Annotated in this window: 14 protein-coding genes and 1 tRNA gene; 8 read left to right on the top strand and 7 right to left on the bottom strand. The window is 43.1% G+C overall.

The window, feature by feature from the left end:
- Positions 1–92 precede the first annotated feature (92 nt).
- From C8N29_RS00250 to lgt, 3 genes are all read right to left on the bottom strand, one after another.
- Positions 93–593, bottom strand: coding sequence for a dihydrofolate reductase (locus C8N29_RS00250; protein ID WP_107864012.1), 501 nt, complete (start codon positions 591–593; stop codon positions 93–95).
- A gap of 279 nt (positions 594–872) precedes the next feature.
- Complete coding sequence (locus tag C8N29_RS00245) at positions 873–1,715, bottom strand: thymidylate synthase (RefSeq protein WP_107864011.1); 843 nt, start codon at positions 1,713–1,715, stop codon at positions 873–875.
- 10 nt (positions 1,716–1,725) lie between these two features.
- The gene (lgt, locus tag C8N29_RS00240; protein WP_107864010.1) at positions 1,726–2,523 is read right to left on the bottom strand and encodes a prolipoprotein diacylglyceryl transferase; all 798 of its coding nucleotides are present in this window, start codon (positions 2,521–2,523) and stop codon (positions 1,726–1,728) included.
- 74 nt (positions 2,524–2,597) lie between these two features.
- Between lgt and C8N29_RS00235 the strand changes: the two genes are divergently transcribed.
- Together C8N29_RS00235 and ylqF are read left to right on the top strand one after the other, a co-directional pair.
- A complete protein-coding gene (locus C8N29_RS00235; RefSeq protein WP_107864009.1) occupies positions 2,598–3,350 on the top strand; it encodes an NRDE family protein in 753 nt (250 codons plus the stop codon).
- Between the two features lie 43 nt (positions 3,351–3,393).
- Positions 3,394–4,317 (top strand): ribosome biogenesis GTPase YlqF, encoded by a 924-nt coding sequence (gene ylqF, locus C8N29_RS00230; RefSeq protein WP_107864441.1) that lies wholly within the window; start codon positions 3,394–3,396, stop codon positions 4,315–4,317.
- A gap of 48 nt (positions 4,318–4,365) precedes the next feature.
- Here ylqF and C8N29_RS00225 read toward each other — a convergent pair whose 3' ends face one another.
- Complete coding sequence (locus C8N29_RS00225) at positions 4,366–5,304, bottom strand: lipase family alpha/beta hydrolase (protein WP_107864008.1); 939 nt, start codon at positions 5,302–5,304, stop codon at positions 4,366–4,368.
- Between the two features lie 330 nt (positions 5,305–5,634).
- Here C8N29_RS00225 and C8N29_RS00220 point away from each other — a divergent pair, with 330 nt between their 5' ends.
- Complete coding sequence (locus C8N29_RS00220; protein WP_107864007.1) at positions 5,635–6,735, top strand: AraC family transcriptional regulator; 1,101 nt, start codon at positions 5,635–5,637, stop codon at positions 6,733–6,735.
- A 925-nt stretch (positions 6,736–7,660) separates the two neighbouring features.
- Here C8N29_RS00220 and C8N29_RS00210 read toward each other — a convergent pair.
- Both C8N29_RS00210 and C8N29_RS00205 read right to left on the bottom strand, forming a co-directional pair.
- Positions 7,661–7,745: transfer RNA gene (locus C8N29_RS00210), tRNA-Leu, on the bottom strand.
- A 69-nt stretch (positions 7,746–7,814) separates the two neighbouring features.
- Positions 7,815–8,768, bottom strand: coding sequence for a sulfite exporter TauE/SafE family protein (locus C8N29_RS00205; protein ID WP_107864005.1), 954 nt, complete (start codon positions 8,766–8,768; stop codon positions 7,815–7,817).
- Between the two features lie 306 nt (positions 8,769–9,074).
- Here C8N29_RS00205 and rnr point away from each other — a divergent pair, with 306 nt between their 5' ends.
- The 3 genes from rnr to C8N29_RS00190 all read left to right on the top strand — a co-directional run bounded on the left by rnr (position 9,075) and on the right by C8N29_RS00190 (position 13,521).
- Entirely contained in the window at positions 9,075–11,438 is a 2,364-nt protein-coding gene (gene rnr, locus C8N29_RS00200) for a ribonuclease R (protein ID WP_107864004.1), read from the top strand.
- 434 nt (positions 11,439–11,872) lie between these two features.
- Complete coding sequence (gene rlmB / locus C8N29_RS00195; protein WP_107864003.1) at positions 11,873–12,622, top strand: 23S rRNA (guanosine(2251)-2'-O)-methyltransferase RlmB; 750 nt, start codon at positions 11,873–11,875, stop codon at positions 12,620–12,622.
- Positions 12,619–13,521 carry a DMT family transporter gene (locus C8N29_RS00190; RefSeq protein ID WP_107864002.1) on the top strand — a complete coding sequence of 301 codons (903 nt, stop codon included), beginning with the start codon at positions 12,619–12,621 and terminating at the stop codon, positions 13,519–13,521. Before rlmB ends, C8N29_RS00190 begins: the two co-directional genes overlap by 4 nt.
- Before the next feature lie 24 nt (positions 13,522–13,545).
- On the opposite strand, the gene C8N29_RS00185 is transcribed toward C8N29_RS00190, so the two are convergent.
- Positions 13,546–14,271 (bottom strand): SRPBCC family protein, encoded by a 726-nt coding sequence (locus C8N29_RS00185; RefSeq protein ID WP_107864001.1) that lies wholly within the window; start codon positions 14,269–14,271, stop codon positions 13,546–13,548.
- Between the two features lie 485 nt (positions 14,272–14,756).
- Here C8N29_RS00185 and C8N29_RS00180 point away from each other — a divergent pair, with 485 nt between their 5' ends.
- Both C8N29_RS00180 and C8N29_RS00175 read left to right on the top strand, forming a co-directional pair.
- A complete protein-coding gene (locus tag C8N29_RS00180; protein ID WP_107864000.1) occupies positions 14,757–15,185 on the top strand; it encodes an HNH endonuclease in 429 nt (142 codons plus the stop codon).
- A gap of 8 nt (positions 15,186–15,193) precedes the next feature.
- Positions 15,194–16,003: an AIM24 family protein gene (locus tag C8N29_RS00175; protein WP_107863999.1), complete on the top strand. Its 810-nt coding sequence runs from the start codon at positions 15,194–15,196 to the stop codon at positions 16,001–16,003.
- Positions 16,004–16,006 lie beyond the last annotated feature (3 nt).

Below are 16,006 nucleotides of genomic sequence, written 5' to 3'. Positions count from 1 at the left end.
CGGTTCTCCTGTTACCTTTCGATTTCGCTCAGCGTGTATATTGTTGGCTGAGCGGTGATTACTGAGCGCAGCCGAAGTGAGTCAAAGCCAAGTTACAGACGCTCATAAACCACAAAATCATAATGTGTGGCTTGTGGCTCGTAATAATGGGCTTCACGACCTAACTCTTGCCATTGCGCTTTATTAATAGACGGAAAAAAGGCATCGCCTGTTACAATTTTTTTAACTTCGGTTAAATATAAACGGTCAGCTAAGGCCAATGTTTGTTGATAAATTTGTGCACCCCCCATAATAAAGGCTTCGTTAATGCCACTAATTTCTGCCAAACTGTTGGCCATTTTTAAAGCTTCATCAATACTACAAACGATTTTTATGCCGTCTGCTGTAAAATTTGGATTATGACTAATGACAATATTATGGCGATTGGGGAGAGGTTTCCCAATAGATTCATAGGTTTTGCGTCCCATGATGACAATATTACCTGTGGTTAAGCGGCGAAAATATTTTAAATCTTCGGGTAAATACCACGGCAATTTGTTATCAATGCCAATACAGCCATTTTCGGCAACGGCAACAATTAAAGAGAGTTTCATAGTTAATATATTCTCAGAAAACTCCTCCACCTGATAAGGGGGAGGTTGGAAGTAATACCAGTCAGTTAAGAGAAAATTGTCCCTTAAAAATAACCCTTCGACTTCGCTCAGGGTACATTTTTCGTTGGTTGAGCGGTGGTCACTGAGCGCAGTCGAGGTGAGTCGAAACCAACAAAAAATGCTTAACTGACCAGCATTAGAGGTTGGGAGGGGAAGTTGGTGCAGTATAAAACTTCACCCTAACCCTCTGCTTAAAAAGGAGAGGGAACTTTTCTAGCTTTATACTGCCACAGGCGCTTTAATGGCCGCATGGGATTGATAATTTTCTAGCGTAAAATCGTCATATTTAAAAGCAAAAATATCTTTAACATTTGGGTTTAAACGCATGGTCGGTAAGGGTAACGGTTCGCGACTGAGTTGTAATTCTGTTTGTTCGAGGTGATTGCTATATAAATGACAATCACCACCTGTCCAAATAAACTCACCTAATTGCAAATCACACACTTGTGCCAACATCATAGTTAATAACGCATACGAGGCAATATTAAACGGCACGCCTAAAAACACGTCCGCACTGCGTTGATATAACTGGCAGGATAATTTGCCATTAGCCACATAAAACTGAAATAAGGTGTGACAAGGAGGCAGAGCCACTTGATTAGCTTCTTGCGGATTCCAACCAGAGACAATTAAACGCCGTGAGTTTGGATTATGTTTTAAGTCATGGACGAGTGTGGCAATTTGGTCAACACCGTCAGGACTAAAACTACCATCGGCGTTTTTGGTTGCGCCAAAATTACGCCATTGATGACCATACACAGGGCCTAATTCGCCTTCAGTACGGCCAAATCGTGCGCATTGGTCTTCTGTTGCCCACTCGTTCCAAATACTGACACCGTTATCTTGCAGGTATTTAACGTGAGTATCACCACTTAAAAACCATAATAGTTCGTGAATAATCGACTTAAGATGCACTTTTTTAGTGGTCACTAAGGGAAAACCGTCTGCCAAATTGAAACGCATTTGATAGCCAAATACCGAGTACGTGCCTGTGCCTGTGCGGTCACCCTTAAATGTGCCGTGGTCTTTGATATGACGCATTAAGTCTAAATATTGTTTCATGGGAATGAGCTCACACTTTTGCAGGCTGACGGTACGCCAATACCAATAATAAAATACCCACAGCAATTAAGGGCAGAGTTAATAGTTGTCCCATCGTTAACCAATTAAAGGCAATAAAGCCTTTGTCGGCATCAGGTTCACGGAAAAACTCAACGGTAAATCGGGCTAATCCATAACCCAAAGCAAATACACCTGATACCGCTTTGACGGGGCGGGGTTTGCTGCTAAACCACCATAAAATAGCAAATAATAACGCGCCTTCTAAAAAGGCTTCATACAATTGAGAGGGGTGGCGTGCTAAGTTATCAACATGAGGAAAAACCATAGCTAAAGGAAAGTTAGGGTCAATGACAGGCCGCCCCCACAATTCTCCGCCAATAAAATTACCCAAACGACCAAACAAAATACCTGTTGGGACTAAAGGTGCAACAAAATCCATCACTTGCCAAAAGCCAAGCTGATAACGCTTAGCAAAAAATAACATTGCAACCATGACACCTAAAAAGCCACCATGAAAACTCATGCCGCCTTTCCACACTTGAAAAAGCCAAATAGGGTCTTCTAAAAAACGGTCAAAACTATAGAAAAAGACATAACCCAAACGACCGCCTAAAATGACCCCCATCGCAGCATAAAAAATTAAATCTGATAATTGGTCGGTACTCCAGACTGGCGACATTTTTTGACTGCGTAAGCGACCTAAAAAATAGGCACCAGCAAACGCACATAAATACATCAGACCATACCAATGGACTTTGAGCGGGCCTAAACTAATGGCAACAGGGTCTATGTGTGGATATGTCAGCATAAATGATGTTTCCAACAAGATTTAACTAAAAATCTTTCTATTTTATCTTAAATTTTAAAAATGAGGGTGTAGTTATGTGTTTATTAGCGTTTGCATGGCAAGTTCATCCCCATTACCCGCTAATCTTGATTGGCAATCGAGATGAGTTTTATGCGCGTCCTGCTCAAGCGATTGATTATTGGCAAGATGCCCCATTTATTTTGGCGGGTCGAGATGAGCAAGAGGGTGGAACGTGGCTAGGTGTGACCAAAGATGGGCGTTGGGCGGCATTAACCAATTATCGTGAATCCAATGCGCCAAAAGGCTCGTTATCACGCGGTCATTTAGTAGCAGAGTTTTTAAAGGCAGACAGTGAACCTTTAGCTTATGCCCAACAAGTATTTACCCAAGCTGAGCAGTATAGTGGTTTTAATTTACTCGTTGGTAATCGACAACAATTGGCTGTAGTCAGTAATCGAGGTACAGAGCCGCAGTTATTGAACCAAGGCATTTATGGTTTAAGTAATCAATTATTGGACTCTCCGTGGCCGAAAACGCAACGGTTAAAAGCAGGTTTAAGCGAGTTAGTACAACAAGACAATGTTGATTTGCAGCAAGCCTTATGGTTATTACAAGATACGACTCAACCTGATGATGCCGATTTACCCGATACGGGTGTCGGTTTGGTGTGGGAACGGTTGTTGGCCACCGCGTTTATTAAGTCACCTATTTATGGCACACGTGCATCAAGTATTTTGTTGTTGGGTAAAAATACTATGCAATTAACCGAGCAAACATGGGTAAATGGTGAACAAGGTATATTGAAGCAATTAGGTTTTAATGGGTGAAGCAATTATAATAAGCCGCTTTGACACTATATGGTAAATGGGTATGAGTATTAATTGGTTTCCCGGCCACATGAACAAGGCCATTCGTGAGATTAAAGAAATCTTACCCAAAGTGGATTTAGTGATTGAAGTGTTAGATGCACGTTTACCCTATAGTAGCTCCAATCCAGTTATTGCCAAGTTTTGTCACGATAAACCGAGCCTAAAATTATTGACTAAAAGTGATTTGGCAGACCCCCTCATTACCGAACAATGGTTGGCCTATTTTAGACAACAAAGTCAAACCCAAGCCTTAGCCATTACCACCGAAAAACCGGAACAAATTCGCGCATTAATTGGCGACATTAAACAGATGTTGGCAGGAAAAGAGGATAAATTAGGTAATTTGACCGCGTTAATTACAGGCATTCCCAATGTGGGTAAATCGACCTTAATTAATACGTTAGCAGGTAAACAAATTGCTAAAGCCGCTAATGAACCTGCGGTGACTCAAGGTCAACAACGCATTGATTTGCGCAATGGTTTAATTTTGATTGATTCTCCTGGTATTTTGTGGCCAAAAATTGAAAATCCTAAAAGTGGTTATCGTTTAGCCTTAGCAGGCTCGATTAAAAACACCGCCATGAACCATGAAGATGTGGCCTGTTTTGGCGCAGAGTTCTTCTTAAAACATTACCCTGAGTTAATGAAAAAACGTTTTAAGTTAGTCGAGCTGCCAAGTCACGAAGTCGAGTTTTTAGAAATTATTGGTAAACAACGCGGTTGTTTGGGCAGTGGCGGTCATGTCGATTTTCATAAAATTGCCACTATTTTGTTATTAGAGTTTAGAGCCGCGATTTTGGGGAGAATCAGTTTAGAAACTCCCGAAGTGGCGATGGCGGAACAGCAGGAAGTTGAGCGGATTTTAGCCGAAAAAGCAGCGCAAAAAGAGCTTGATGCACAACAAAAAAAGAAACGTAAACGTTAATGCATTAGCAAAATGCAGAGGAAATTATCATTTCCTCTGCATGTGACCTTATAAACCTGCTAACTTCAAGCGGTTAGCATGTTGACGTAAAACATCAACAGGGTCTGCTGACAATACACCACGTAGGCCAAAAACTTGGTTGACTTCGTCTAAATGGTTCCATGCGTAATTATCTTTAATCACTTTGCCAAAATGACTGCTACAACGGCCAACTAAGGTATCGTTGTCTTCTCCTAGAAAAGCCGCAGAGGCCAAGATTAAAAACGGTTCTAACGGGTCTAGCGGATTTGTTGCTTGAGATGTGCCCATCCATGAATAGAATTTTTGACCATTTTTATCCGTGCCTTCACCGCAAGCAGTGCTAGGAACACCCGCCGGAAACTTCGCATTAAACGCTAATGAACCTTTGGTCGATAAGGATGTTAATGAGGCACGCGCATCTTGGCTATAACCGCCCTCTGAAGACACACCATCAACTAGCCCTCCGATACCTTCGGTAATACTAAACACTAACTTTTCGGTAAATTTGCTCATGTCGGCTAAACCCAGTAGCACATCGGCTACGGGTGTACCTTTGTGTACGCCTGCAATGGTCGATACCGACGCTACGCGTGTTGGAATAACCCCAGCCACATAACGAGCCGTGGGCCCGCCTTGACTGTGACCAATGAGATTAATTTTGGCAGCGCCTGAAATGGCAAGAATATCTTGTACCTTAGTAAGCAGTTGCTCTCCGCGTGCTTCATTACTATTAACAGCCGCTACCTGTGGTGTAAAAACAACGGCACCATTGTTTTTGAGGTCGGCAGGCACTTGGTAAAAATAATCTACCGCATTACCTATTTTGCTAAAACCAAATAGCCCATGCACTAATACGATAGGATATTTCGTTTTGGCATAGGTATTGGTAAATAAAGCCGCCTCTGCCGAGAGGCTGACTAAACTAGATAGCGCAATTACACTGGATAATAGAACGTTTTTATTCATTTTGTGCTTCCTAATAAATCCCTGACTGTCCGCTGGTTATGGATAATATGAGTTAAGCGGTACAGTTGTGCACTATAAATTGAGGCCTCAGTCTCAGCAGGTCAAATATGGACGGATGTCGGTTAAATATGGCCATGAACATGGCATTGTTTATAAGTATTTGTTTGTAAATAAAATATATTTTTCTGCTGCAACGGATATTAGGCGTACAATTGTTTACTGCAAACAAATGCTTTGTTAGCATGCTAATGCCGATACTTAAAAATCCTGTGCTGTGTAAACGGTATACAAAAATAACGAACACAGGTCTAAAAAATATTGAGGTACGATATGGATACAACCACGCTTTGTATTCCTCTAGCACATATTCAAACGTATTTTGATTTACGTAAAAGTATTATTGCGCAGGTTGATTGGTTAGAAAAAAGAAGCCAGCTTAAATTTCATAATCCACATGAGTTATTAGAGCTAATTATTGGGCTCAATCCTGAACAGTTTTATCAAAAAGCGGGCATAGATTATCGCACAAACGTCAGTCATTGCTTTATTAGTGTAGAGCAATGTTTGTCCTTAGTTGACCAAGCAATTAGCGCTTTAGAAATGCCCTATTTAGGGTTGGCTATGGGCAATTTAATGACGATTTCTCATCATGGTATGGCAGGCGTTGCCGCCGTGACTCAGCCCAACTTAGGTCGCTGTTTAGAAACGATTTCTCGATTTTGTCATGAGTTGTTTCCTCCATTAGCAATGATGCCCCGTGTAGAAGGCAAAGAGGGGATTTTTGCAATGACCGAAAATATTAGCTTAGCACCCTATAGTCATTTTTTTTATGAGCTAAATATGGTCAGTTTTTATAATATTTTTTTGCATTTAGTCGGAGGTGAGCATGAGTTAAGTTGTGTTGATTTTTCCTACCCAGAGCCTGCATGGGGACATATTTATCGACGCTACTTTCGTTGCCCTGTCCGATTTAACCAAGCCGAAACCTGTCTGCGTGGTTCGGCAAGTTTAGAGTTTTATGAACTGCCTTTAGCAAATCGTTTAATGGCGATGTCTGCCGAAAAAACGCTATTTGAAAATATCCCAACGCGTGCCATTCGTTTATTACCCCTACGGTTACGTCGTTTATTATTGCGTTATTACGGAGCGTTTCCGTCTTTAGAGCAAGCTGCGAGTGACTTAGGCATGAGTGGCCGTACCTTGCGCCGTAAATTGGCAGAGGATGGTACAACCTACCAACAAGAGTTAGACCAAGTACGTGAAAAATTAGCCAAAGAATATTTTTATCGTGGTGGCACATCAATTACACAACTATCTATCATGTTAGGTTTTGCCGATTCGTCTGCTTTTGCAAAAGCCTTTAGACGTTGGACGGGGCTTGCCCCAACAGCATTTTTGGAACAGCAACAGATGAGTGACATAAGCAATTAAAACAGCGAAAATGGCTAAATGGCTAAATGGCTAAATGGCTAAATGGCTAAATGGCTAAATGGCTAAATGGCTAAATGGCTAAATGGCTAAATGGCTAAATGGCTAAATGGCTAAATGGCTAAATGGCTAAATGGCTGGCTATTTTGCTTACGCAAGTGGTAGCCCGTGTGAAGTGCAACATAACACAGGATTACGATAGTTTTAAAGCGATAAGCTATTGTTTTGGCAATATTTAATCCCATATTTCACGATGCTCCATACGGGCTACGGCACTAATTAGAGGTGGCGAATATAATGAGGCTTTTTAAAGGTTATAGTATTACTAATGTAGCATTACTTGTGAATGTTGTTATTTTTAGCTTTTATTACCCAATAAAAGATTTGTTTATTGGATATTTAAATTGGCAAGATTTTACAGCAATACATTTATTTATATTACAAATGTGTATTGTGTTAACGATTGTTTTTTTGTCTAAAACTATAGGTGACAAACGCACCCAACATGATAATGCGGGTTAACTCTCCACACACTCAACTACATAGCCTAAAAAAAATACCACCCCAACCCTCACGGTACAAGGCGTTTTCAGCTTTTAACACTCCTAAAATCAGCTAGGTAGCCTGTATGCAGCGTAGCGAAACACAGGTTTAATATCAGTGGTAGCCCGTGTGAAGTGCAATCTAACACAGGATTACGATAGTTTTAAAGCGATAAGCCATTGTTTTAGCAAATATTTAATCCCGTATTTCACGATGTTCCATACGTGCTACGGCACTTTTTAAGATTTGTAGCAATGCCCCCGATAATGCCCCTAAAAATTATGTCTTTCAATGTCCATAATGAACACTACGGACAATAAAAAAGCCCTGATTCATTGTAAATCAAGGCTTTTTTGTATAGTAATGACTTGTTTGTAAGTCTATTTGGTGCCCAGTAAGGGACTCGAACCCCCACGGATTTCTCCACTAATACCTGAAACTAGCGCGTCTACCAATTCCGCCAACTGGGCAACTCAACAATCATCGCTGTATTGTTTGAGAGCGCGTAACTTAGCGAGCTTTATAAACGCTGTCAATCATTACATGAAGGCTTTTAGCAAATTGATGGTGCTTAGGCCGCTAATCAATACACCAACGATTATCAACAAACTCTTAGGTTGTAAATGATGGCATAACCATGCTGCAAAGGGGGCTGCAAATAAGCCGCCCACGACCAAGCCTGCAATCAATGGCCAATTACTAAAAACACTGCCAAAAATCGCAAAAGAAGCAGCACCCGCCAATGATAAAAAGAATTCAGCGGCATTGACCGAACCAATAGTGGTACGCGGGTCTTGGCCAGTCCCGACTAACGACGTGGTGACGACTGGCCCCCAGCCGCCCCCGCCAACAGAGTCCACAAAACCACCTGTCAACGCTAAGGGAGCAATGTGTTTAGGGGCTTCTTTACGTGTTTTTAAGGTTCTAAAGGCTTTACTTAAAATGTATAAGCCCATCAATAACAAATACGCAGAGATATAAGGTTTAAGCACGTCACCATCAAAACTAGTGACAACATAAGCGCCGAGTACTGCACCAATCACACCGGGTATGACCAAACGATAAAACAGCGCTTTATTGATATTGCCAAAACGCCAATGTGAAAAACCAGAAAAACCTGTCGTAAATACTTCGGCCAAATGAACTGAGGCTGACGCGGCGGCGGGAGAAACACCAGAGCCCAATAAAAAGGTGGTGGCGGTAATGCCATAGGCCATACCCAAAGCGCCATCAATAATTTGTGCCCCTAAACCAACAGCAAATGCAATCCAAAAAGCGTGACTTAATAAACCGTCCGTAATCACATGCGATTCGGGAGCAATCAGATACGCTGCACCCAACGCAAGCGACAATAAGCCTAACAATACAGCAAATGTTTTAGCTAAGGTAGTTAAAGAAGGTTGATGCGTCACTTCGACTTCAAGTAATGGCAATCCTTCGCGTGCATGTTGCTGGCTTTCGGGAGCGTCATAATCTAAACGGCGTATTTTCATGATAAGAAGTGTTCAAAAATCAACAGTGAGCGCACTATAAGAAAAGCCTATATATATTTGAAAATACTTTTTAATTATATTTTTATACGATATGGTTATATGAGGCTTGAAAAATCACCTAGTCGTCGTTGCGACTGAGAAAATGTAAGCAAATAAACGCAAACATTAAAATGTCAAGCACTTGTCACGGTGTGCGTGTTACAATCCGAGTACTGTTTTTGCCGCTCCTCATTCCTGAATAATGACAAAGAGCCAACGTGGGCAAAACATAAAATGGTCTGATTTTTATAGAGAACAAAGTAATTTATGACCCAAAATTCGTGGCAAGACCCACAAGCTCAGCGCGAAGCTGAAAAATATGAAAATCCTATCCCCAGTCGTGAACTTATCCTAGAAATTCTTAGTCAGCATCCTAAAGCACTCTCCTGTGAGCAACTTGCGGGTATTCTGGGGCTTTATGATGACGAACGTCAATTTGCCTTACAACGCCGCTTAGGTGCGATGGTGCGTGATGGTCAATTAGCCAGTGACCGACGCGGCCTGTTCAAACCCTTAGATGAAAGCGAATGTGTGCAAGGGTATGTGCAAGGACATCCTGACGGTTTTGGTTTTTTAATTCCAGAAGACAAATCGCCTGATATTTTATTAACGTCCAAACAAATGCGTTTGGTTTTTCATGGTGATATCGCCCTCGTGCGTGTTGTGGGTTACGACCACAAAGGTCGTCCTGAAGGCCGTATTGTCAGAGTCATCGAACGCAAGACGACCCATTTAGTTGGACGTTATTGCGAAGAAGATGGTATAGCCTATGTCATGCCTGATAACCCACGTATGACACAAGAAATTGTACTGCAAGGTGATATTAAAGGTGCGCAGTTAGGCCAATTTATTGATGTACGTATTGTAGAGCAGCCCACTCATCACAGCTTTGCCGTGGGCGAAGTGATAGAAGTCTTGGGTGACTATTTATCCGCAGGCTTAGAAATAGAAATTGCGCTACGCAATTTTGAAATCCCGCATGTTTGGCCTGTCGATGTAGAACGTCAAATTGTCGATATGACCCCCGAAGTTGCTGAGGCTGACAAACAAGGACGGGTTGATTTGCGGGATTTGGCTTTAGTAACCATTGATGGCGAAGATGCCAAAGACTTTGATGATGCTGTTTATGCCGAAAAAAGGGCAGGGGGCGGCTATCGTTTAGTGGTTGCTATTGCTGACGTTTCCCACTATGTCACACCTTATGCCCCCTTAGATATGGAAGCACGACAACGGACAACCTCGGTATATTTTCCGGGGTTTGTGGTGCCCATGTTGCCAGAAATCTTGTCGAATGGCTTATGCTCACTTAAACCACAGGTTGACCGTCTGTGTATGGTCTGTGATATGACCCTTTCCCGTTTAGGGCGAGTCACCAGTTACCGTTTTTATGAAGCGGTGATGCACTCTAAAGCACGTTTAACCTATACCCAAGTCAGTGCCTTATTAGAGCAGCCTGATAGTGAGTTAGGCCAACAGGTGAGCAAGACCTATCCACATCTGATTCAGCCTTTACATAATTTATATGGTTTATTTAAGATTTTACGTGGAACTCGCGAAAAACGAGGGGCTTTGGATTTTGACGCGCCTGAAACCTATATCATTTTTGATGAACAACGTAAAATCGACAAAATTTTGCCGCGTACCCGTAATCAGGCGCACATGCTGATTGAAGAATGTATGTTGGCGGCCAATGTCTGCGCAGCAGAGTATGTACAAAAACGCCAGTTACCTGCGTTGTATCGTAATCACGAAGGGCCAAAAGACGAAAAGCTGATTAAACTCAAAAGCTATTTGGCGTTATTAGGTATTGATTTTAAGGCCAAAAAGCCAACACCTGCCGACTTTCAGGCCGTTTTATTAGCGATTAAAGACCGACCCGATGCGGCGATTATCGAAACCATGTTATTACGTTCGATGATGCAAGCGGTATATAGTCCCGAAAATTTAGGTCATTTTGGTTTGGCTTATGAAGCCTATGCCCATTTCACCTCACCGATTCGTCGTTATCCTGATTTATTATTACACCGCGTCATTCGTCATAGTTTACGTCATCCCGATGCGCCGCCCGCCATGGATATGACGGAGATGTTAGCCTTAGGCGAAGCATGCTCGCTCAATGAGCGCCGAGCCGATGAGGCAACACGCGATGTCACCGCATGGTTAAAGTGTGAATACATGCAAGACCATATCGGTGATGTGTTTACAGGGGTGATTAGTGCCGTCACGGCGTTTGGCTTTTTTGTGGCCTTAGATGATATTTTTGTGGAAGGCTTAGTGCATGTCCGTCATTTGGCAGGCGATTTTTTTAACTTTGACCCTGTACTTCATCAGTTAATTGGCTCACGAACAGGTGAGAGTTATGCGATGGGCGATAAAGTCGAAGTGCGAGTGGCGGGTGTCAATTTAGATGAGCGTAAAATGGATTTTGATTTTATCGCTAAATTACATTCCGTAAAACGGCGTAAAGTGGTCTCAAAGACTGCTCCCGACACTAGCAAAGCTAAAAAGTCGCGTAACAAAAAGCCTGATTTACGCTCGGATGCAGAAAAAAGTGCTGCCCAAGCCAAAAAAAGTCAAACAAACGCCAAGACCAAAGCTAAAAAGCCCAAGTCGCGTCGAAAGTCAGGCTAACTCTTGAATCGGCTAGTTATCGACACGCGATAGCTAGCCATTTGCTGTGGGTTGGTCAAAGGTTTTCTTGGGGTTATCACCGTTAGCGATATCCACCCAATAAGCGATAATCTTCGCTGTTCTAACATAGGGTCTGTTGATATTTTGATTGTGGTTGCGAAAGAAGCTATTTTTTAGAGGATACGAGGCGTGAAGCGCGCAGTTTGGTTATTCCAAATAAGTGATGAACAACAACGTAGCCTCAAAAAATAGTTCTTTCCCTTGGGGGTGCGTTAAAAATTGACTCATTCTACGTTACAAAACTGGCTAATAGAATCACTATTCGCTGCGTTTTGTGCCTTGCCTGAGTCCATTTTTATCAGCAACGCGGCTCACACGCAAAACGTCAACAGACCCTAATTTCCGTCCTGAAATTTGCAGAGTATTGCCACATTATGGCCAAAACAGAAAATATTTATGGTTTACATACCGTACATGCGTTATTAACACATCATCCCGAACAGGTACTTGATGTGTTTGTGCTAAACAGCCGCGAAGATGAGCGCTTACAACAAATTATTGAGCTGGCCAAGCAGTTTGGATTGGCAGTGCAAGCGGTCAATCGTGATAAGTTAGACCAGTTAGCCGCTCAAGGTCAGCATCAAGGCGTTGTCGCGCGTGCGCGTAGTCATAGCCCTGCGAATGAGCACGATTTAGCCGAATTTTTGCAGCGTTTATCTGTCCCTCCATTCTTATTGGTATTAGATAATATTACCGACCCCCATAATTTAGGTGCATGTTTGCGTACGGCAGAGTCGGTTGGTGTACATGCGGTGATTACTCCCAAAGATAAATCAGCCGCCTTAAATGCGGTAGCACGCAAAACAGCATCGGGTGCAGCAGAAGTTTTACCCTTATTTCAAGTCACTAATTTAGCGCGTACCTTAAAGATGTTGGCGGATGAAGGCGTATGGCTGGTGGGGACGGCATTAACACCCGAAGCAAAATCAGTATATGACATTAAACTGACAGGCGCTTTAGCGATTGTCATGGGCGCAGAAGGGACAGGGATGCGCCGTTTAACGCGTGAGCATTGTGATACGTTGGCCTACATTCCTATGCAAGGCACAGTACAAAGTTTGAATGTCAGTGTGGCGACGGGCATTGTCTTATATGAAGCCTTTAGACAACGGAGTATCGGATGAATCAGACCTCTCGCCAACAATGGATAGGTTATGGTTTGGTGTTATTTACCTTGTCAGTTTGGGCAAGTTTTATTTTAGTCTCGCGGTTGGCAGGTAAAAGTGTACTGACCCCTTGGGATACTACGGCTTTACGTTTTGGGACGGCAGCCATCGTTTTATTGCCTTATGTGCTCTGGAAAATGGAGATACGTCAGTTCTTGAATTGGCGTTATTTAGTGGTCGCTATTTTGGGCGGCTTGGGGTATGCCATGTTGGCCTATGTCGGCTTTAGTTTAGCGCCTGCGGCACATGGCGCGATATTTTTACACGGCTTTTTACCCTTTTGGACAGCATTTATGGGGTGGTTGCTGGTGAGTGAGGCGATGACCCGTGACCGTTGGCTAGGTTTAAGCTGTATCGCTTTTGGGATTGGTGCGATGGCCTTTTTAGAGCTACAAAATCCCAACAGCCATTTTGGTTGGGGCGATGTCATGTTTGCCGCTGCTTCTGCATCGTGGGCAGCGTATACGGCGTTATTAAAGCGTTGGCAATTACCGCCAATTCCTGCCACGGTAGGGGTGGCGATTATCTCCGCGCTGCTATTTTTACCTATCTATTGGTTATTTTTGCCCAGTGGTATGGCGCAAGCCTCGTGGTCAGTGATTGCTTTACAAGCAGGATTTCAAGGCATCTTGGTGGTGATTGTTGCCATGTTGACCTTTATCGAGGCGGTGAGGCGTTTAGGGGCGTTTACAGTGGGGAGCTTTTTGGCTTTAGCCCCCATGTTAGCCGCTAGTTTAGCCGTCCCTATTTTAGATGAGCCTTTAACCATCGGTTTAGTCTTGGGTTTGCTGGGTATGGTGACGGGCGCATTGCAGCCGTGGCGACTATTGACAGGTCAATCGACGACTCGCACTTAGGCGAGTTGTCGTTGACGGCCACGTTTAGTTATCTGTTGGGCTGTTATAGACCTTAAAAGGCAAAGGTGTCTTGGCTTTACGGTAACTTTCGTTAGTCATCATCCGTAACAACCCCACTAAAATGCTATAGGGGGCATTACGCTGAATGTAGTTATTCGCCCATGTCGGTACTCTTCCACCAGGGTCAACATAGCCTTCAGCCTCAATACGCACCTGATTATTGGGTAGGGGCGTAAAGTGAGCCACCATATCTTCTGCGGGCATCCGAATGAGGGGTGGGGCTTCAGGAATGTAGTCAGGTGCGGCTTTTACACGCAAGGTAATCGGGTCACTGGGTTTTTTTTGTAGTTCAACAGTGGCATGTAAAATCACATCTCGGTCAGGTAAACTGACGGGGGCGCGGTGTTTGAGATATAAATAGTATTCAGTGGGGGATACTTGTTTTAGCATTCGACTTTCAAAGACTTCCCAATACCACTTCGTGTAGTTTTCGGCATCGAGTAAGACCCGCACACCCGACTCTACGGTACTATCTAAGACCGCATCGACTTTAAACGAACGAAAGCGTTTACCATCTTCTTGTTTGGCATAGGTTTTAATATTGCGACGGGTATCGTTTTTGACTAATACCCATTGATTGCCCAGTTTAGTTTGGAATTCATCTAAATCATCTTCACCCGCTGCATAGACGGGCATGGCTACCGCACAGGCCAAAACAGAAGCCAAGATGAATGCAAATCGACGAGCCATTATTGCCCCTCCAGTTGTTGTTATTGTTAGCAAATGTGACCGAATCGACAAATTCTATACGGAAATACGGGGTAATGACAAATAGCGCTACCATACACCCCTATAGATGTTGTTAGATATAATGTTTATCCGCAACACACTAACGCGATTTTTAGCGTATTATCTCTTTTAGCTATAGCAATAAGATTGGCTAAAGTCACGTTATTTACTGTATTTTGGGCAAAAAATGAACAAAACTCATCTTGCCTGTTCATAAAAAAAACAGTTACGCCTGTTTTCGTGTCAAATATCCTTCGTGGGTATCAAAATGAGGTGTCTATGGCTTACTTTGTTAGCCAAACTGGACGAGACTCTCAGAAAGACAATCCGACAACTTGTGTCGTTTTATTGTTAGCTAAGCTGTTAATTTTATTAGTAAAGTTTATCATTTGTTGTCTTAAACATAGTTTTTAATCAGTTCAGTAAATTTATTAAGTTAGAGTCGCATGCGTTTTACTAATAGTCAGTTAGAAAAGATTTTTCTACGCTCATCAGGTTATTGTCATATTTGTCATCAAAAATTAGTGTTTGCCCATTACGGCATGTTAAAAGCGGCAGGCGGATGGGAAGTCGAGCATTCTAATCCACAAGCTAAAGGCGGTACGCACCGTCTCAATAATTTATATCCTGCATGTATTCGCTGTAATCGCGCCAAAGGTGATGGCAGTAGTCGGCAGGCACGTTCTAAACATGGCAAAAAACGTGCGCCGTTGTCCACAACTAAACGTCGGCGTGCTAAGTTAGTCAATGCCTTAAAAGGAAGTGTATTAGGCGCGACCACAGGCATTGTGGGTACGATTGAAATTATTTTGGTATTGGCTGTACTAGGAACGGTGATTGGTTTTTGCCTCAATCCCGACCGATGGCAAGATTAGGAGAGAATATGTCTGATATCAGTTATCAAATTTTAGGCTCAGATATGCAATATGTCGAAGTCACCTTAGCCCCTCATGCAGCGATTATCGGTGAGCAAGGTGCGATGATGTATATGGATAATCATATTGATGTTGATACGGTATTAGGCGACGGCTCAGCCTCCCGTTTTGGGATGATGGGCCGCTTTGTCAATGCCCTCAAACGCTCATCGACAGGCGAGGCCTTATTCAGTTCCCGTTACCGTAATCAGACCGCAAACCCATTACGCGTATCGTTTGCAGCACCGACAGTGGGTAAAATTATTGCTATCAATTTATCAGAGATTGGCGGTGAGTTGATTTGTCAAAAAGGGGCATTTTTGGCCGCCGAAGAAGGCACTAAAGTGCAGCTAGCCTTCCAAAAGCGGCTACGTGTTGGCTTTTTGGGAGGTGAGGGCTTTATCATGCAGCGTATTGTTGGCAAAGGTATCGTCTTTATCAATGCCACAGGGGCATTAAGTATGCAGCAGTTAGCCCCCGCACAAACCTTACAGGTAGATAGCGGCTGTTTGGTTGCCCTGAGTTCTGCCGTCACCTACGACATTCATTATGCAGGTAAACTAAAAACGGCACTTTTTGGCGGCGAAGGGCTATTTTATGCCTCCCTCACAGGGCCTGGCACGGTATGGCTACAGTCCTTACCCATGCAACGTTTAGGTGCTGAATTAATGGCAGCCGCCGTTGCAGGCCGTAATCGCCGAGGTTTAGGTGGTAAGTTGTATTTGGTGATAGTGATTATCATTGCTGTACTCACGTTTTTGGGTGAGATGGGGGGCTAAATC

It is taken from the genome of Agitococcus lubricus, from assembly GCF_003051055.1.
Classification (GTDB): Bacteria; Pseudomonadota; Gammaproteobacteria; order Pseudomonadales; family Moraxellaceae; genus Agitococcus; species Agitococcus lubricus.
The sequence above is the reverse complement of the archived record's forward strand: the minus strand, read 5'-3'. Positions and strand labels throughout refer to the sequence as shown.